The sequence below is a fragment of the Lentzea sp. NPDC006480 genome, assembly GCF_040611995.1.
Taxonomy (GTDB): Bacteria; Actinomycetota; Actinomycetes; order Mycobacteriales; family Pseudonocardiaceae; genus Lentzea.
On the sequence record NZ_JBEXPJ010000021.1, the window covers coordinates 1 to 17,122 of the forward strand.

Sequence of the window (17,122 nt, forward strand, 5' to 3'; positions counted from 1 at the left end):
CGGCGAGCCTTGATGCGTGGTGACGCATCCGGGTGGTGAAGCCCTCCCACTCCCGGCGCTGCGACCAGAGGGTGTCGGCCGAGGACCGTGACCGGTCCGAGCAGGAGATACCTCAGCGAAGGTCTCCTTCGGCGGTGCACTTCACGCCGCTGCTGTCGGCGAACTTCACCTCGACCGTAGCGCGCCCGGTGCGCGCCACGGTCGTGCCGTTGACGGGCACCTCGCCGTCCTGGTCCGACCTCAGGCCGGTCTTCGACTTCGAGAGCACCGTGCTCTGCGCGGTGCCGACGCGGTGGTAGACCTTGACGTGCATCGCACCGGTGTCCGCGATGTACGGACCGGCCGAGCCCCGGCCCTTGCGGAGCCGGTACTCCTCGCCGAGGTCGTAGGTCAGCGTGAACTTGCCGCTGAACGCTCCCTCCTCGCATGTGACGGTCACCGACGCGGTGGCTGCCTGTGCCGCGGGTGCCAGTACCCCGCTCGCGGCCACCAGCAGGGCCAGCAAGCCGGCCCTCTTCACCCCAGACCCCAAGACGATCTCCCTCATCTCGTTGCGCCACCCGAGTGACACGTCACAGGAATATCACGCGAGGATCGCCGCGGAGGTTGCGCGGCGGTCACGCACCGACGCCGGTGCGTAGTAGCCGCAGTTCACTCAGGATTCCTCCATCCGAGTGTCGCCCGACACGCCGTGTCGAGTTGCAACCTCTTGCGTTGCGATCTAGGTTCTACCCCTACATCTAGTGGTTACATGGTTGTAAGTAGTCCACAGGTTGTGGGTAACCCCGCCCCCTGTGTGGCTGTTGCGATCAGTGCTGCGCCGGGGAGGGGTGAACAGACGTGCGGTGTCCGTTCTGCCGTCATTCGGACTCGCGGGTGGTCGACTCCCGCGAGGTCGACGAGGGCCAGGTGATCCGTCGCCGTCGCTCCTGCAACAGCTGCAGCCGCAGGTTCACCACGGTTGAAGAAGCGGTTCTCGCCGTGGTCAAGCGCTCCGGGGTGACGGAGCCTTTCAGCCGCGACAAGGTGGTCGTCGGCGTGCGCAGGGCGTGCCAGGGCCGCCCGGTCGACGAGGACGCGTTCCAGCAGCTCGCCCAGCGAGTGGAAGAGTCGATCCGGTCGACGGGATGCGCGGAGATCGCCAGCCACGAGGTGGGCCTCGCCATTCTCGGCCCCCTGCGTGAGCTCGACGAGGTCGCCTATCTGCGTTTCGCGAGCGTTTACAGGTCCTTCTCGTCCGTTGAGGACTTCGAGAAGGAAATCCTCGATCTTCGCACTGCCAGAGCCGAGGAAGCACCGGCCGAGCAGTGATCCACGCGCTCCACAGCGTGTGCGTATACCAACTTTCTAAGCACCAGCACGAGGGAGATCCACCGTGACCGAGACCGTCGGCGGCTCAGCCAAGAAGACAGCCGCACGGGCGGCTGCCAAGCCTGCCGCGCTGAAGGTCCAGCGCGTCTACACCACCGAAGGCCGCCACCCCTATGACGAGGTCACGTGGGAGCGCCGCGACGTCGTCATGACGAACTGGCGCGACGGCTCGGTGAACTTCGAGCAGCGCGGTGTCGAGTTCCCCGATTTCTGGTCGGTGAACGCCACCAACATCGTCACAAGCAAGTACTTCCGCGGTGCCGTCGGCAGCGACAAGCGCGAGCAGTCGCTGCGCCAGCTGATCGACCGCGTGGTGAAGACCTACGTGGGCGCGGGCAAGGAGCACGGCTACTTCGCGAACGACGCGGACGCCGAGATCTTCGAGCACGAGCTCACCTACATGCTTCTGCACCAGGTGTTCAGCTTCAACTCGCCGGTGTGGTTCAACGTCGGCACCAGCTCGCCGCAGCAGGTCAGCGCGTGCTTCATCCTCGCGGTCGACGACACGATGGAGTCGATCCTGAACTGGTACCGCGAGGAGGGCCTGATCTTCAAGGGCGGCTCCGGTGCCGGCCTGAACCTCTCGCGCATCCGTTCCTCCAAGGAGCTGCTGTCCTCCGGCGGCACCGCGTCCGGCCCGGTGTCGTTCATGCGCGGCGCCGACGCGTCCGCGGGCACCATCAAGTCCGGTGGCGCCACCCGCCGCGCGGCCAAGATGGTCGTTCTCGACGTCGACCACCCGGACGTCGAGGAGTTCATCGAGACCAAGGCGAAGGAAGAGAACAAGATCCGCGCGCTGCGCGACGCCGGGTTCGACATGGACCTCGGCGGCGCGGACATCGTGTCGGTGCAGTACCAGAACGCGAACAACTCGATCCGCGTGTCGGACGAGTTCATGCACGCCTACGAGAACGGCTCGGACTTCGGCCTGCGCGCGCGTCAGACCGGTGAGGTCATCGAGCACGTCGACGCCAAGTCGCTGTTCGGCAAGCTCGCCCAGGCCGCGTGGGCCTGTGCCGACCCCGGCATCCAGTACGACGACACGATCAACGACTGGCACACCTGCCCCGAGTCGGGCCGCATCACCGCGTCCAACCCGTGCTCGGAGTACATGCACCTGGACAACTCCAGCTGCAACCTCGCGTCGCTGAACCTGATGAAGTTCCTCGGTGACGACGGCAAGTTCGACGCCGTCACGTTCGCCAAGGCCGTCGAGCTGATCATCACCGCGATGGACATCTCGATCTGCTTCGCGGACTTCCCGACCGAGCCGATCGCGGACACCACCCGCAAGTTCCGCCAGCTCGGCATCGGCTACGCCAACCTCGGCGCGCTGCTGATGGCGACCGGCCACGCGTACGACTCCGAGGGTGGCCGCGCGCTCGCGGCGACCATCACGTCGCTGATGACGGGTGTGTCGTACCGCCGCTCCGCGGAGCTCGCGGGCATCGTCGGCGCGTACGACGGCTACAAGCGCAACGAGACCGCGCACCAGCGCGTCATGCGCAAGCACGCCGCCGCCAACGACCTGATCCGCACGTACCACGCGAACGACTCGTCGGTGCACAAGGTCGCGACCGAGGCGTGGCAGCAGGCGCTGGAGATCGGCGCGAAGAACGGCTGGCGCAACGCCCAGGCGTCCGTGCTGGCGCCGACCGGCACCATCGGCCTGATGATGGACTGCGACACCACCGGTATCGAGCCGGACCTGGCCCTGGTCAAGTTCAAGAAGCTCGTCGGCGGCGGCTCGATGCAGATCGTCAACCAGACGGTGCCGCGCGCGCTGAAGTCGCTGGGCTACCAGGACGAGCAGATCGAGGCGATCGTCGAGTTCATCGCCGAGCACGGTCACGTCGTGGACGCGCCGGGCCTGCGTCGTGAGCACTACGAGGTCTTCGACTGCGCGATGGGCGAGCGTTCCATCGCGCCCATGGGCCACGTGCGGATGATGGCGGCCACGCAGCCGTTCCTGTCCGGCGCGATCTCCAAGACGGTCAACATGCCGGAGTCGGCGACCGTCGAGGAGGTCGAGGAGATCTACTACCAGGGCTGGAAGCTCGGCCTGAAGGCGCTCGCGATCTACCGCGACAACTGCAAGGTCGGCCAGCCGCTGTCAGCGGGCAAGGGCGCGAACAAGGGCGCCGAGGCCAAGACCGAGACGGTCGTCGAGTACCGCCCGGTCCGCAAGCGCCTGCCGAAGAAGCGCCCGTCGCAGACCGTGTCGTTCACGGTCGGTGGCGCGGAGGGCTACCTGCACGCCGGTTCGTACCCGGACAACGGCCTGGGCGAGATCTTCGTCAAGCTGGGCAAGCAGGGTTCGACGCTGGCCGGTGTGATGGACGCGTTCTCGATGTCCATCTCGGTGGGCCTGCAGTACGGCATCCCGCTGGAGTTCTACGTCTCGAAGTTCCAGAACCTGCGCTTCGAGCCGGCGGGCATGACGGACGACCCGGACGTGCGGATCGCGACTTCGGTGCTCGACTACCTGTTCCGCCGCTTGGCTTTGGACTACCTGTCCTACGACAAGCGCGCGCAGCTCGGCATCTTCACGGCCGACGAGCGGTCGGCGCAGGTGGCCGGCGAGTACGGTGCCGCGCCGACGACGTCCGAAGTGGACATCGAGGGCTTGCGCGGTTCGGTGGAGGCTTCTCCGGCTCAGGTCGAGGCCGCCGCTGCTCCGAAGCAGGTCGGCAGCTCGACCGAGCTGCTGGAGCTGCACCTGGGCAAGGCCGCTGACGCGCCGCTGTGCATGACGTGCGGCACGAAGATGCGTCCGGCCGGGTCCTGCTACCTGTGCGAGGGCTGCGGCAGCACGTCCGGCTGCAGCTGATCTGAGGTGATGTGACGGGTGGGCGACTCCTCGGGGCCGCCCACCCGTCGTTTCCGGGGGAGCGATGGATTTCGTGTTCGCGGGCTGGCGGGTGGCGACGGCTGAGCCCGGTCTGGTGTCGATGAGCGACTGCGTGGTGGACGTCGCCGAGGAGACCTTGTACAGCGACCGCGCGCAGGCCGAGCGGGTGCGCGCCGAGACGCCCGGCACTCACGTTTTCGCGGTGGGGTTTCACCGCGACGACGTCCCCGCGCCGCGACTCGCGGAACCGATGCCCGCGGGCGACGTGCTCGGGTGCGAGCTCGTCGGCATGGATCCGGACATGAGCTGCTGGCACACGTGGAGGTGCCTCGGCGGTCTCGTGGAGGACGTCCGTGCCGCGACGGATGTCGTGCCAGGACCGCACGGGTTGATCCAGGACGTGGAGCAGGCGAGGCGCGCGGCGCAGTGGCTCACCGCGTCCGGTCTCGGGGACCCGAAGGTCTTCGACTGGGTAGCCGCGCTGCTGGTCAGGCCGCGTCCGGAAGCGTGATGCCGTGGCGGTCCGCCAGCTTCTTCTCGATCTCCGCGATCATGCACGCGATCGTGGACGGGTTGAGGCCCTCGCCGAAGCGGTCGACGGTCCTCGCGAACTCGTCGGCGGCCAGCTCGCGGCACTCGGTCGTCAGGTCGCCGGCATCGGTGAAGCACGCCAGCGGCTTGCGGCCGAACATGACCTCGAACTCCTCCCAGCCGCGCATCGTCCAGTACGTGTCGTGGGACTCGGTGCGCGTTGCCCGCAGCCACCGCCACATGTACTGCGGATCCTGGTGGGTCGGCGCCTCGTTGTGGCACCGGCCGCACAGCAGCAAGAGGTTGTCAGGCGAGTCGCCGCCGCCCAGTGACGCAGGGACGATGTGGCACTGCTCCAGCCGCGACTGGTAGCCGCAGCGCCAGCACCGTTCGTGGGTTTCGCCCCAGTGCTCGGCGATCTGCTCGTTGCTGACGATCATGCGACCTCCCGGATGTTGACCTCCCTGTCGGTGTCGAAGGCGATTGCGTTTCACCTCCGCGCAACTGATAGAACAACGGGAATGCGCTCGTTCGACGACTTACGCGGTTACCTGCTCGGCCAGCTGAACGCCGCCGTCCGCCGCCCCGGCATGTACGGGGGCGAGCCGGTGATCCTGACGCTGCTGGACGCGCTGGCGTTCGCCGACGACCGCACCGACCGCTGGCAGACCGAGCTGGACGCACTTGTGGCGCGCGGGGCGGCCAACGCGGCCATGGTGAGCGGCGCGGTGCACGACGTGCTCGGTCATCGCAGCGAGGACGTCATGGCGTCGGTGTACGCGGATCTCGCGCACCGGCAGGGCTGGCTGTCGCTCGACGCGGACAGCCGGATTCCTGGTGTGCTGGGCGAACGGGACCGCGTGCTCGACGACGTGATCGAGGAGTACGGCGAGCCGCCGTTGTGGCTGGGCGGCACGAACCCCAAGTACTCGAAGACGCTCGGCTATCCGGACCGGTCGGGGTCGTTGGTGTTCTTCCACTTCATGCCGGAGCTGCGGCTGATGGCGACGCGGCGCGGTGATGGCGGGTTCCGCGACAGCTTCGTGTTCACACCTGCCGGGCTGTCGCGGTAACTATCTCCGCGAACTCCTTGATCAACGGCGTGTGCCGGTGCGATGCCCACGCCAGCGCCACCTCGTTCGGCGCGATGTCCTCGATCGGCACGTGCACCAGGTCGTCGCGCGAGTAGAACACCGCGGTCGACAACGGCAGCACGGCCACGCCGCCGTGCATCGCGACGTGCTCCAGCTTCTCCTCGACGGACCGGAACCCCGGTGGGTCGGTGTGCTGCACACGCCGCTCGCCGGACAGGTCCGCCTCCAGCACGCTTTCCTTGCCCGCCAGCCGGTGCGTCGCGGGCACCACGGCCACGCGGGGCTCGGTGAACAGCGGCACCACGGTCAGTCCTGTCCCAGGCACCGGCAACCGCACATAGCCGACGTCCACCCGGCCGTCGTGGATCACCTCGACCTGGTCCTCCCACGTCGTGCGGAGCACCTCGACCCGCAGGCCTGGATGCCGCGAGGTCAGGACGCGCACCGCGGGCGTCACGATCAGGCCAGGCATGAACCCGACCGTGAACGTGTCCGCCACGCCCACCCGCCGCAGCAACGCCGACGCCGACGCGAGCAACGGCCGTGCGTCGGCCAGCAGTTGCGTGCCGGCCGGCGTCAACGACGTGCCCTTCGACGAGCGGTCGAACAGCTGCACTTTCAGCTCCGCCTCGAACGCGCGGATCTGCCGCGACAGCACGGGCTGCGCGATGTGCAGCGCCTCGGCCGCGCGGCCGAAGCTGAGGTGTTCCGCGACCGCCACGAAGTACCGCAGCTTCCGCAGGTCCAGGTCCATACCCCCAGGGTATGACAGACGACCGAGCAGGTCTTGGACCACGCGCCCGCACCCGGCGCACGCTGGAGCCATGAAATCCACACTGGACGGACAGCGGGTCGCGATCCTGGGCGGCTCCTCGGGAATCGGCCTGGCCACCGCGAAAGCAGCACTGGATGCGGGCGCCGAGGTCACGGTCGTCTCACGCAAACCGCAGCCCGGCTTCGCCCACCACGCGGCGGACCTGACCGATCCCACCGCCATCACCAAGGCCTTCGACGCCATCGGCGAGATCGACCACCTCGTCTACACGGCGGGGGAGCCGCTGGAGCTGATGACGCTCGAAGACTTCGACCGCGACCGCGCGAGGACCTTCTTCGGCCTCAGGTACTTCAGCGTGCTCGACGTCGTCAAAGCCGCGCGGGTCACCACGTCGATCACGCTCACCACGGGCATCGCGAAGGACCGGCCGGGACCGGGCTGGGCGGTCGCGGCGAGCGTCTGCGGCGCGGTCGAGGCGCTCACCAAGGCACTCGCGGTCGAGCTGGCTCCGTTGCGGGTCAACGCGGTCAGCCCCGGCGTGGTGCGCAGCCCGTTGTGGGGACCGGATGCCGAGCAGCTCTACACCGACGTCGGCAAGACGCTGCCGTTGCAGCGGGTCGGCGAGGTCGACGAGATCGCGCACGCGTTCCTGTACCTGATGACGCAGCAGTGGGCGACCGGCACGATCCTGACGGTCGACGGAGGCACCGTGCTCGCCTGAAATCCGTTGCGAGGCCAGGTAAAATCGCAGGTGATGCGCATTGTTCTGCACACTCGTGCGCGCCTGGACCTCGCATACGCCTCGCTGGACGGGCTCTCCGTCGGCGACGCTCTGGGCGCACAGTTCTTCATGGTCGGCCGCTCGCTGTCCGACCTCGTGGCCGGCAAGCCGCCACGAGGGCCCTGGGAGTGGACCGACGACACCGAAATGGCCTGCAATCTCGTCGCCGAGCTTCGCGATCACGGTGACATCGACCAGAACCGGCTCGCGGCGACGTTCGCCGACCGCTGCGAGCCCTACCGCGGTTACGGCGCGGGGGCGTTCACCATCCTGCGCAAGATTCGCCAAGGCACGCCGTGGAAAGAGGCGGCCGCGAGCGCGTTCAACGGTCAGGGTTCGTGCGGCAACGGCGCCGCCATGCGGATCGCCCCGCTCGGCGCCTACTACGCCGACGATCCGGAAACCCTTACGGTCAAAGCGATCCAGGTCAGCGAGGTCACCCATCAACATCCGGAGGGAATCGCTGGCGGAGTCGCCGTCGCACACGCCGCGGCCATCGCGGCCAGAGCTCGTCTGACGGGCACGAAGCCGGACCTGCTCGCAGGCGTGCTCGACCACGTCGAAGGAAAATCCTTCGTACGCAAGGGAATCGAGAAGGCGCGCACGATCAGCAGCGCTGAGGAAGCCGCGTACGTCCTCGGCAACGGCTCCCGCGTCACAGCGCAGGACACCGTGCCGTTCACGCTGTGGGTCGCCGCGCGCCACCTCGACGACTACCGCAAGGCCATCACGACCTGCGTGCAGGCTGGGGGAGACGTCGACACGACAGCCGCGATCGTCGGCGGCATCGCCGCCGCACCACCGCCGGAGTGGGTCGCGGAACGCGAAGACCTTCCGGACTGGGTGCGTCGCTAACTGTACAACTAGCCTGTTACGCATTAGCCTAATGCGTCATGACGGTATCGAAGCATGTGACAAGGCACCGGTTCGCGGATGTCGCCGGCCTCAAGGTCTTCTACCGGGAGGCCGGCGACCCGAGCGCGCCCAAACTCCTGCTCCTGCACGGCTTCCCGTCTGCCTCGCACCAGTACGCGCGGCTCATCGAGGAACTCAAGGACGACTTCCACATCGTCGCGCCCGACAACCCCGGTTCCGGCCACAGCGACGCCCCGGAGCGGCCCTGCACGTTCGACTTCCTCGCCGACACGATCGAGAAGTTCCTGCAGGCGATCAACTTCACCGGCTTCTCGATGTACGTCTTCGACTTCGGCGCCCCGGTCGGCTTCCGCATCGCGACGCGGCACCCGGAGTGGGTCAAGGGCCTGATCGTCCAGAACGGCAACGCCTACGAGGACGGCCTGTCGGACCTGGCCAAGGGCTTCGTCGCCAACCGCGACCCGCAGGCCGCCCGCGACCTGCTCGCCCTGCGGTACACGAAGTTCGGCTACCTCGAAGGCGCCCGCGACCCGGAGACGATCTCGCCCGACACGTGGACCCTCGACCAGCACTACCTCGACCTGCGCCCGCAGCCCCAGATCGACCTCTTCCTCGACTACCACACCAACGTCGCCAAGTACCCGGAATGGCAGGCCTACCTGCGCGAACACCAGCCGCCGACGCTGATCACGTGGGGCCGGGGCGACCCGTTCTTCATCGAACCCGGCGCCAAGGCGTACCTGCGCGACCTGCCGGACGCGCAGCTGCACCTGCTCGACACCGGCCACTTCGCGCTGGAGGAGGACCTGGCCGAGATCGCCGCGCTGATCAGGGGCTTCACTCCGACGGCGTGATTTATTCATCACGTGTTGAGTTTTTGGCCGGACGCTCGTAACCTCAGCGTCATGGACGACTACTGCGTGGATTTCGGGGCCATCGACGGCACGATGCTCGCCGTCGTGGGAGGCAAGGCGGCGAACCTCGGACAGCTGACGAGGGCGGGCCTGCCGGTGCCGCAGGGCTTCTGCGTCACCACGGACGCCTACCGCGCCGTCGCGCAGGCCGACGAACTGGCCGGCACCACCCCGGAGAACGCCCGCAGGATGCTCGTGGAAACCCCGGTGCCGCAGGCGATCAGGGACGAGATCGTCGCCGAGTACCGCAAGCTCGGCCCAGGAGATGGTCACGGCGTCCCGGTCGCGGTGCGGTCCAGTGCCACGGCCGAGGACCTGCCGTTCGCGAGCTTCGCGGGCCAGCAGGACACGTTCCTCAACATCGTCGGCGAGGACGCGGTGATCGACGCCGTGCGCCGCTGCTGGGCCTCGCTGTGGACCGACCGCGCCGTCAGCTACCGCGAGACGAACGGCATCGACCACACCACCACATACCTCGCCGTTGTGGTGCAACGGATGGTGCAGTCCGCGGTGTCCGGCGTGATGTTCACGGCGAACCCGGTCACCGGCAAGCGGGACCAGATCGTCATCGACGCGAGCCCCGGTCTCGGCGAGGCCGTCGTCTCGGGCGCGGTCAACCCGGACCACTTCGTCGTCGACGGGCGCGAGATCGTCGAGAAGCGGCTGGGGGACAAGAAGTTCCTCATCCGGTCACTGCCCGGCGGCGGCACCGAGCACGTCGAGGTCGGCGAGAACTCCGACCAGTGTTTGACCGACGGCCAGATCCACGCGCTCGCCGTCCTCGGCCGCAAGGTGCAGCAGCACTACGGCTCGCCGCAGGACACCGAGTGGGCGATCGACGCCGACGGCGAGCTCCACGTCACGCAGGCGCGGCCGATCACGACGCTGTTCCCGTTGCCCCACAACCCCGACGGCAACGCGCACGTCTACTTCTGCTTCAGTCTCGCCCAGGGCCTCGAACGGCCGATCACGCCGATGGGACGGGCGGCGTTCCGCGAGATCGCCAAGTCCGCCTTCGAGATCGTGATCGGCGACCCCAAGAGCCAGTCCTATGTGGAGAACGGCGAGCGCATCTTCTTCGACGTCACCAAGGTTCTGCAGAGCAAGGTGGGCCGCGAGTTCGTCACGCGGCTGCTCGGCGTGATGGAGGCGCGCTCCTCCGAGGTGCTGCGCGGCCTGTTCGACGACCCGCGGTTCGCGATCAAGAACTCCTCGCCGACGCCTGCCCTCAAGCGAGTGCTGCGGCTGGCCCGCCGGTTCCGCGTGCCGGTCGTCGCGGGGAAGGCGCTGGTCAATCCGGAGAAGGCCGTGCGCACCGCGTTGTTGATGGAACGCGACATCCTGGAGAAGTCCGCGAGCCTCTCGATCGAACAGGCGTTGCAGCAGTGCGTCATCCCGGTGCTGCCCCGCCTCGCGCCCACCGCGCTGGTCGGCTTCGCGATGCTCGGTCTCGTCGGCAAGGTCGTGAAGACGAAGCCGGGCGAACTGCAGACGGTCCTGCGCGGCCTTCCGAACAACATCACCACCGAGATGGACATGGCGATGTGGGACCTCGCGCAGGAGATCCGGCGCGATCCCGTCGCACTGCGGCAGTTCCAGAACGGCGAACGCCCGGCGGCGCTGGACCGGTTCCTCGCGAAGTGGGGGCACAGGGCCGTCGCGGAGATCGACCTCGGCCTGCCCCGGTGGTCCGACGACCCGGCCCACGTCGTCGGCGTCGTGCGGAACTACCTGCGTGTGGACGACGACAAGGCCGCTCCGGACGCGATCTTCGCCCGTGGCGCCGCCGAAGCCGAAGCGATGATCGAGACCCTGGCACGACGTGCGTGGGGCCGCGGCTGGTTCGTGCGGTTCGCGTTGCGCCGCACCAGGTTGCTCGCGGGCCTGCGCGAGTACCCGAAGTACCTGATCATCACCCTGTTCGGCGCGCTGCGGAAGCGGATCGCGGACCTCGGCACCTCGCTGGCGGACCAGGGCAGGCTCGCCCAGGCCGACGACGTGTACTTCCTCGACTTCGAGGAAATGCGCTCCGCGGAAGGAGATCTGCGGGCGATCGTGGCGGAGCGGCGTGAGGTCTACGACCGCGAGATGCGGCGCCGGCACATCCCGCGCGTCCAGCTCTCGGACGGCACCGAGCCGGAAGCCGTGCACCACGGCGCGCCGGTCGAGGGCGACCTCGTCGGAACTCCGGCGTCGGCGGGCACGATCACCGGCATCGCACGCGTCGTGATGGACCCGGTCGGCGCGCACCTCGAACCCGGAGAGATTCTCGTGGCGCCGTCGACGGATCCGGGCTGGACACCGTTGTTCCTGACGGCGGGCGGTCTCGTGATGGAGATGGGCGGCTCGAACTCGCACGGCGCGGTCGTGGCCCGCGAGTACGGAATCCCCGCGGTGGTGGGGGTTCGGGAGGCTGTGACACGGATCAAGACCGGTGAGCGGATCACCGTGGACGGGAGCACGGGAGCGGTCACTACACTCGAGAACTGATGACGAACCTGATGCGGGGAACCGAGCTCGCGCGCGACATCGTGCGGCGGGCGTCCGAGAAGGCCGCCGGCTACACCGAACGCACTGGCCGCAAACCCTGTCTGGCCACGGTGATCGTCGGCGAAGACCCGGCATCGGTGACGTACGTGCGAATGAAGCAGAACCGGAGCCACAAGGCGGGACTCGAGTCCCGCCACGTGGCCCTCCCGGAGGAGACGACGACCGACGAGCTCGTGGCGAAGATCCGCGAGCTGTCGGACGATCCCGGCGTGCACGGCATCCTGTTGCAGCACCCGGTACCGCGCCACATCGACGAGCGCGCGGCGTTCGAGGCGATCGCGCCGCACAAGGACGTCGACGGCGTCACGATGCACTCGTTCGCCGGAATGTCCTTCGGGCACAGCGAGTTCGTCTCCTGCACGCCCGGCGGCATCCTCCGCCTGCTCGACGCGTACGACGTGCAGATCGCCGGCAAGCACGCCGTCGTCATCGGCCGCAGCCCGATCCTCGGCAAGCCCGCCGCGATGCTGCTCCTCGCCAGGGACGCCACCGTCACGATCTGCCACTCGAAGACCGCCGGACTGCCGGAAATCGTGCGCACGGCGGACATCGTGGTCGCCGCGGTGGGCAAGCCCAGGTTCGTCCAGGGCGACTGGATCAAGCCCGGCGCGGTCGTCATCGACGCCGGCTACAACGAGGGCAATGTCGGCGACGTCGACTTCGACGCGGTGACGGACGCGTTGATCACACCCGTTCCCGGAGGAGTAGGTCCCACCACCATCGCGGTTCTGCTGGAACAGACCGTTGACGCCGCATGGCGTGAGCTGGACGCGTAATCTCGGGGTTGTGGCCGACGAATCCAAGGGTGAGCTGAGCAAGGTCCAGCAGGGCATCGCCGACTACCTGCTGCGCGCCGGTGTGGACGGGTTCGGCCCGTTCAAGAGCGCACGCGAGGCCGCGTCCGACGCGCTCGTCAAGAAGGGCGACGAGACCGCCGCGATCAAGCACCTCATCCGCACGCACGTGGCGCTGGCGGGCGCGCAGGGCTTCATCACGAACCTCGGCGGCCTGATCACGCTGCCGATCTCGTTGCCGTCCAACGTCGCGGCCACCTACGTGATCCAGACGCACCTCATCGCGTCCATCGCGTCGTTGCGCGGCCACGACGTCGACAGCGAAGAGGTGCAGACGGCCATCCTGCTGTGCCTGCTCGGCAACGCAGGAACCGAGCTGTTCAAAAAGGTCGGCATCAAGCAGTTCACCAAGAAGGCCGCGTCGGCGCTTATTACAAAATACGGTACAAAGAAAATCGGCACCCTCGCGGCCAAGGGCGTTCCGGTACTGGGCGGCGTCATCGGCGGTGGCGTCGACGCCGCCTCTACCAGAGCGGTCGGCGCATTCGCAAATCGCTACTTCGCCCGCACGGACGTATTGCCGAAGGTCATCGACGGCGAGGTGCTGTCCGTGGAGATCGAAGAAGCGGACGGAATGACCGATTCGCGCTAGCTCAGCCGGTCCAGCGCCGCGCTGAACGCGTCCGGCGGGATGGCCACACCGCCGCTGAACGGGTTCTGCATCTGGTAGATCGCGAACAACAGCAGAACCAGCGTCGAGCTCAGCGTGATCGTGATCAGCAGTTGCGAGATCAGGTTCGGACCGCCGAACAGGTACGGGAACAGCAGCGACAGCCCGGTGCCGATCAGCAGCGCGAGCCACACGACCGGGTTGACCCCGTTGCCCGCCGCGTCCAGCCGCTCCTGCCGCGCCTGGTAGACCTCCCACAGCTGGTTCGCCGCCTCGGTCTTGCGGTCCTCCTGCCAGTCGCCGTCCGGTGCCGCCGTCGCGATCGTGTCCCTGAGCTGGTTCAACGTGGTCCAGCCCTTGTTGTCGACGCCCTCGCCCTCGCGCATGTGCGACCACTCGTCGTCCACAACGGTCGACACGTAGTCGCGGATCAGCTGCTCCACTTTGTCCTTCGCGGGCGCCGGCAACGAGTCCGACGACCAGTCGACGGCGACGAGCGCGTTGGCCTCCCTCTGCACCTGTTCCTCGGCATTGTTGGACGCGTCGAACAGGGAGATGAGGATGAACGCGACCAGGACGGCGTGCAGGCCGGCGACGATGCTGAACACCGAACCGCCGGCGCCGAGGTTCTTCTCGCCGACTTCCTCCGAGCCGAACCGACGTGCGATGACGACGAGGATGGTGGAGAGTACGGCAGCACCGAGAACCCAGAGCAGGCCGGTGACGTAAATGCTCAATTCGGCTCCTTTCTGGTGTGGGATTAGACCACGGTCTACTGTGGCCGGTACAGCACGGTCTGGTTAACGGCTAATGGTCAGGTGGGAATGCGCGGCAACAGCACTGATACCCGGTTGTCGTATTGGACTGCTCCATTCCGGTGGCGGCAGGATTTGCTTGCGTTGAGCACCATCTCGTCTCTTTTGGTGCTTTCCGCGCCGTTCACCAGCGCCGTTGCTCATGCTGCACCGCCGAACTGTGACGCGTTTCAAGTTCGTTCATCACATCGAGGCGCACTGTCGACGTTCACGAAACTGGACGCGTCATCCGGTGGGGTGACGGAGATAGCCCGGCTGGACTACGCGGTGAACGCGCTGGGGTACTCGGCGGCGTTGGGCCGTCTGGTTGGACTCACCTCCAAGGGCCACGCCTGGTGGAAGAACCCGTCGCACGTCGTGCTGATCGACCAGAAGGGCGCGGTCAGCGACCTCGGACCTGTTGACGCGCAGTGGTTCCGCACCGACGACGTGACCGCGGGCGCGGTCGTCGGCACCACCTTCTACGTGCGCGACAACGCAAGTCTGCGTGCGATCGACATCGACCCGGAGAGCCCCACATACCTCAAGATCGTGCGCTCCGTCGTGCTCGACTGGCCTGCTTTGGCTTTGGACGACTTCACGGCTGGTGCGGCCGGAAAGCTGACCGGGGTGTCGGCAGCGGGCTGGGGACCGGGCGAGGTCGTGTCGTTCGACCCGGTCTCCGGCCGGGTGCTGAGCACGAAGGAGATCAAGGAGCTGCCGGGCAGGTCGACGTACGGCGCTGTGGTGATCGACTCGGCGGGCACGATCTTCGCCACCAACAACGGTTACCAGGGCCGCAGCCGCGTGTACCGGATCACCGACACGGCGGTGGAGCTGTCGGCGGGCCCGGAGATGAGCGTGATCGACGCGGCGGGCTGCCTGCCGAACCCGATGCCGCCGCGCGCCGAACCACCCGCGCCGCGCCCCGAGGTACCTGCGCCCCCTCCCGCCCCCAAGCCTCCCGCGCCACCGGCGCCGGCTCCCGCCCCGGTCGTTCCGCCGCCTGCTCCGGTCGTGACGACGACGCCGCCTTCCGTTCCGCCGCAACCGATTCCGGTGCGGGCGGCGCGGCAGAAGCCGGAGCCGCGAAGGGACCTGTCGCTGAAGGCCGAGTCCACACCGCTGACGAAGTCCCGCAAGTGGGCGATGGTCACGATCATCCTGGTGATGCTGGGCGCCGGCGCGGCCGCTGCCCGGGCCCGCGGATAAATCGGTTGGCGTGATCCGGCGGCGTCGCTACCGTTGCGGCATGTTCATCATCTGATGGAACTCCGCGGCGCTCTTGACGCTGCCCTCGCGACGCTGCTCGCCTTTGGTGACCCTTCCGCGGGTCCTTCTCCCACGGCCCGACTTTCGCCGTGTCCTTTGCACGCCCTCGTCATGAGGAGGCTTTCGCATGCCTGCCACCACCCCGCCAGACCCGGCCACCACCCCGGAAGAGCCCACCAACCGCGCCGCACGCCGTGCGCAGAAGCGGGCGAAGCACGACCAGAACGCGCACTTCCAGCTGCCACAGCAGCGGGTGCCGGTGGTCCAGCCGCGCCAGTTCGCGACCCGTCGCCGCGGAGGATCCGCGTAGCCGACGCCGAACCAGGCGCGACACCGCAGGGGACGCACTCGTGCGTCCCCTGCTCTCTTTGTGCGCTTGATCTCCCGTTCTGTCCGAATCCGATCTAGCCTGAGGTGCTACCGGACCGACAGGATCGGAGGCGCCAGGTGAGGATCGCTGACGTTTTGCGCACCAAGGGATCGGCGGTTGCGACGATCGACCCGGATGTTTCTGTGTCCGAACTGCTCAGAGCCCTGGCCGAACACAACGTCGGCGCGATCGTGGTCGTCGGCGCCGGTGGCGTCGCCGGGATCGTGTCCGAGCGCGACGTCGTGCGCCGTTTGCACGAAACGGGCGCTGACCTGCTGTCTTATCCCGTGTCGGCGATCATGACAGCCGACGTCTTCACGTGCTCCCCGTCGGACACGGTGGACAGCCTGACGGTCGTGATGACCGAACGGCGCTTCCGCCACGTGCCCGTTCTGTCCGACGGGCAGCTGGTCGGCATCGTCAGCATCGGCGACGTCGTGAAGAGCCGGATCGGACAGCTGGAGCAGTCTGCCGACCAGCTCCAGGCCTACATCGCCCAGGGCTGACCGTGTCAGGTGACTACGCTTGATCGGGTGAATCCTTCTGCTGGCCAGCCCGAACTGGTTGAAGTCGCCGCGGGCGTCCACGCCTACATCCAGCCCGACGGCTCCTGGATGATCAACAACACCGGCGTGGTCGTCGGCTCCGACGACACGCTGCTGCTCGTCGACACCACGTCCACCGAGGCGCGCAACCGCGCGTTGTTCGCCTCGGTGGCGTCGGTGTCCTCGTCGGACCCTCAGTACGTCATCAACACCCACCACCACGGCGACCACACCTACGGCAACTGGCTCGTGCCGCCGTCGACCGTGATCGTCGGCCACGACGCGTGCCGCGAAGAGGTGCTCGCCGCGGGCCTGATCGCCGCCCAGGTGCTGACCGGTCCGGACTACGGCCACATCGAGGTGCGCCCGCCGTCCCTCACCTACACCTCGTCGCTGACGCTGCACCTCGGCTCGCGCGTCGTCGAGCTCCACCACCCCGGCCCGGCCCACACCCGCGGCGACACCGTCGTCTGGCTTCCCGCCGAACGCGTCCTCTTCACCGGCGACCTGGTCTTCGCAGGCGGCCAGCCGTTCCTCGCCGAGGGCAGCATCACCGGCTACCAGTCGGCCCTGGAGTTCCTGCGCTCGTTCGACGCATCCGTCGTGGTGCCCGGTCACGGTCCGCTACTGCGCGGCGCCGAGATCAACCGCGTCCTGGACGATCTGGCCGACTACACGACCTACCTGTCCTCACTGGCGGCCGCCGGTCACGCCGCCTCCAAGTCCCCGCTGGACGTGGTGAACGAGGCCGGCGAATCCCGCTTCTCCACCTGGCAGGAATCCGAGCGCCTGGTCGGCAACCTTCACCGCGCCTACCACGAGCTCGACGGCAAGCCGCTCTCCGAACGCCTGGAACTCTCGGCCGTCTGGATGGACATGATGGCTCTGCACGGCGGCCCCATCGCCTGCCACGCCTAGCCACATCCAATATATC

Annotated in this window: 18 protein-coding genes; 14 read left to right on the forward strand and 4 right to left on the reverse strand. The window is 67.8% G+C overall.

Going from position 1 to position 17,122, the window contains the following annotated elements:
* Positions 1–112 precede the first annotated feature (112 nt).
* Positions 113–520, reverse strand: a complete 408-nt coding sequence (locus tag ABZX92_RS11315; protein ID WP_355556685.1) for a hypothetical protein — start codon at positions 518–520, stop codon at positions 113–115.
* A 320-nt stretch (positions 521–840) separates the two neighbouring features.
* Between ABZX92_RS11315 and nrdR the strand changes: the two genes are divergently transcribed.
* The 3 genes from nrdR to ABZX92_RS11330 all read left to right on the forward strand — a co-directional run bounded on the left by nrdR (position 841) and on the right by ABZX92_RS11330 (position 4,733).
* On the forward strand, positions 841–1,311 hold the full coding sequence (nrdR, locus tag ABZX92_RS11320) for a transcriptional regulator NrdR (protein WP_030464916.1): 471 nt from the start codon (positions 841–843) through the stop codon (positions 1,309–1,311).
* Positions 1,312–1,375: 64 nt separating this feature from the next.
* Entirely contained in the window at positions 1,376–4,201 is a 2,826-nt protein-coding gene (locus ABZX92_RS11325; RefSeq protein ID WP_355556688.1) for a vitamin B12-dependent ribonucleotide reductase, read from the forward strand.
* Between the two features lie 64 nt (positions 4,202–4,265).
* Positions 4,266–4,733, forward strand: coding sequence for a hypothetical protein (locus ABZX92_RS11330; RefSeq protein WP_355556691.1), 468 nt, complete (start codon positions 4,266–4,268; stop codon positions 4,731–4,733).
* On the opposite strand, the gene ABZX92_RS11335 is transcribed toward ABZX92_RS11330, so the two are convergent.
* A complete protein-coding gene (locus ABZX92_RS11335) occupies positions 4,711–5,193 on the reverse strand; it encodes an HNH endonuclease (protein ID WP_355556694.1) in 483 nt (160 codons plus the stop codon). The genes ABZX92_RS11330 and ABZX92_RS11335 overlap by 23 nt on opposite strands.
* A gap of 81 nt (positions 5,194–5,274) precedes the next feature.
* On the opposite strand from ABZX92_RS11335, the gene ABZX92_RS11340 reads away from it, so the two are divergent.
* Positions 5,275–5,826: a hypothetical protein gene (locus ABZX92_RS11340; protein WP_355556697.1), complete on the forward strand. Its 552-nt coding sequence runs from the start codon at positions 5,275–5,277 to the stop codon at positions 5,824–5,826.
* Here ABZX92_RS11340 and ABZX92_RS11345 read toward each other — a convergent pair.
* Entirely contained in the window at positions 5,801–6,601 is an 801-nt protein-coding gene (locus ABZX92_RS11345; RefSeq protein ID WP_355556700.1) for a LysR substrate-binding domain-containing protein, read from the reverse strand. The genes ABZX92_RS11340 and ABZX92_RS11345 overlap by 26 nt on opposite strands.
* Before the next feature lie 70 nt (positions 6,602–6,671).
* Between ABZX92_RS11345 and ABZX92_RS11350 the strand changes: the two genes are divergently transcribed.
* Genes ABZX92_RS11350 through ABZX92_RS11375 form a run of 6 tightly spaced genes read left to right on the forward strand, consistent with a single transcriptional unit; the run spans position 6,672 to position 13,189 of the window.
* Positions 6,672–7,343, forward strand: coding sequence for an SDR family oxidoreductase (locus ABZX92_RS11350; RefSeq protein WP_355556703.1), 672 nt, complete (start codon positions 6,672–6,674; stop codon positions 7,341–7,343).
* 33 nt (positions 7,344–7,376) lie between these two features.
* Positions 7,377–8,258, forward strand: a complete 882-nt coding sequence (locus ABZX92_RS11355) for an ADP-ribosylglycohydrolase family protein (RefSeq protein ID WP_355556706.1) — start codon at positions 7,377–7,379, stop codon at positions 8,256–8,258.
* Positions 8,259–8,296: 38 nt separating this feature from the next.
* Positions 8,297–9,133 carry an alpha/beta hydrolase gene (locus ABZX92_RS11360; protein ID WP_355556709.1) on the forward strand — a complete coding sequence of 279 codons (837 nt, stop codon included), beginning with the start codon at positions 8,297–8,299 and terminating at the stop codon, positions 9,131–9,133.
* Positions 9,134–9,184: 51 nt separating this feature from the next.
* Positions 9,185–11,683 (forward strand): PEP/pyruvate-binding domain-containing protein, encoded by a 2,499-nt coding sequence (locus tag ABZX92_RS11365; protein ID WP_355556712.1) that lies wholly within the window; start codon positions 9,185–9,187, stop codon positions 11,681–11,683.
* Entirely contained in the window at positions 11,683–12,519 is an 837-nt protein-coding gene (locus ABZX92_RS11370; RefSeq protein ID WP_355556715.1) for a tetrahydrofolate dehydrogenase/cyclohydrolase catalytic domain-containing protein, read from the forward strand. The genes ABZX92_RS11365 and ABZX92_RS11370 overlap by 1 nt, the downstream gene beginning before the upstream one ends.
* A 10-nt stretch (positions 12,520–12,529) precedes the next feature.
* Positions 12,530–13,189 carry an EcsC family protein gene (locus tag ABZX92_RS11375; protein WP_355556717.1) on the forward strand — a complete coding sequence of 220 codons (660 nt, stop codon included), beginning with the start codon at positions 12,530–12,532 and terminating at the stop codon, positions 13,187–13,189.
* Here the strand turns inward: ABZX92_RS11375 and ABZX92_RS11380 are convergent.
* The gene (locus tag ABZX92_RS11380; RefSeq protein WP_355556719.1) at positions 13,186–13,944 is read right to left on the reverse strand and encodes a DUF4239 domain-containing protein; all 759 of its coding nucleotides are present in this window, start codon (positions 13,942–13,944) and stop codon (positions 13,186–13,188) included. The two genes, ABZX92_RS11375 and ABZX92_RS11380, sit on opposite strands and share 4 nt — an antisense overlap.
* A gap of 315 nt (positions 13,945–14,259) precedes the next feature.
* On the opposite strand from ABZX92_RS11380, the gene ABZX92_RS11385 reads away from it, so the two are divergent.
* From ABZX92_RS11385 to ABZX92_RS11400, 4 genes are all read left to right on the forward strand, one after another.
* Complete coding sequence (locus ABZX92_RS11385) at positions 14,260–15,213, forward strand: hypothetical protein (protein ID WP_355556722.1); 954 nt, start codon at positions 14,260–14,262, stop codon at positions 15,211–15,213.
* A gap of 187 nt (positions 15,214–15,400) precedes the next feature.
* On the forward strand, positions 15,401–15,583 hold the full coding sequence (locus tag ABZX92_RS11390) for a hypothetical protein (RefSeq protein ID WP_355556724.1): 183 nt from the start codon (positions 15,401–15,403) through the stop codon (positions 15,581–15,583).
* A gap of 137 nt (positions 15,584–15,720) precedes the next feature.
* Positions 15,721–16,149 carry a CBS domain-containing protein gene (locus tag ABZX92_RS11395; RefSeq protein ID WP_355556726.1) on the forward strand — a complete coding sequence of 143 codons (429 nt, stop codon included), beginning with the start codon at positions 15,721–15,723 and terminating at the stop codon, positions 16,147–16,149.
* Between the two features lie 27 nt (positions 16,150–16,176).
* Entirely contained in the window at positions 16,177–17,106 is a 930-nt protein-coding gene (locus ABZX92_RS11400; protein ID WP_355556728.1) for an MBL fold metallo-hydrolase, read from the forward strand.
* The last annotated feature ends 16 nt before the right edge of the window (positions 17,107–17,122 follow it).

Bases quoted from the DNA above. Each gene is read 5' to 3' on its own strand.
- ABZX92_RS11340 (WP_355556697.1), top strand. From the start codon at position 5,275: ATGCGCTCGTTCGACGACTTACGCGGTTACCTGCTCGGCCAGCTGAAC.
- ABZX92_RS11355 (WP_355556706.1), top strand. From the start codon at position 7,377: ATGCGCATTGTTCTGCACACTCGTGCGCGCCTGGACCTCGCATACGCC.
- ABZX92_RS11370 (WP_355556715.1), top strand. From the start codon at position 11,683: ATGACGAACCTGATGCGGGGAACCGAGCTCGCGCGCGACATCGTGCGG.
- ABZX92_RS11390 (WP_355556724.1), top strand. From the start codon at position 15,401: ATGCCTGCCACCACCCCGCCAGACCCGGCCACCACCCCGGAAGAGCCC.
- ABZX92_RS11330 (WP_355556691.1), top strand. From the start codon at position 4,266: ATGGATTTCGTGTTCGCGGGCTGGCGGGTGGCGACGGCTGAGCCCGGT.
- ABZX92_RS11335 (WP_355556694.1), bottom strand. From the start codon at position 5,193: ATGATCGTCAGCAACGAGCAGATCGCCGAGCACTGGGGCGAAACCCAC.
- ABZX92_RS11350 (WP_355556703.1), top strand. From the start codon at position 6,672: ATGAAATCCACACTGGACGGACAGCGGGTCGCGATCCTGGGCGGCTCC.
- ABZX92_RS11360 (WP_355556709.1), top strand. From the start codon at position 8,297: ATGACGGTATCGAAGCATGTGACAAGGCACCGGTTCGCGGATGTCGCC.
- ABZX92_RS11345 (WP_355556700.1), bottom strand. From the start codon at position 6,601: ATGGACCTGGACCTGCGGAAGCTGCGGTACTTCGTGGCGGTCGCGGAA.
- ABZX92_RS11365 (WP_355556712.1), top strand. From the start codon at position 9,185: ATGGACGACTACTGCGTGGATTTCGGGGCCATCGACGGCACGATGCTC.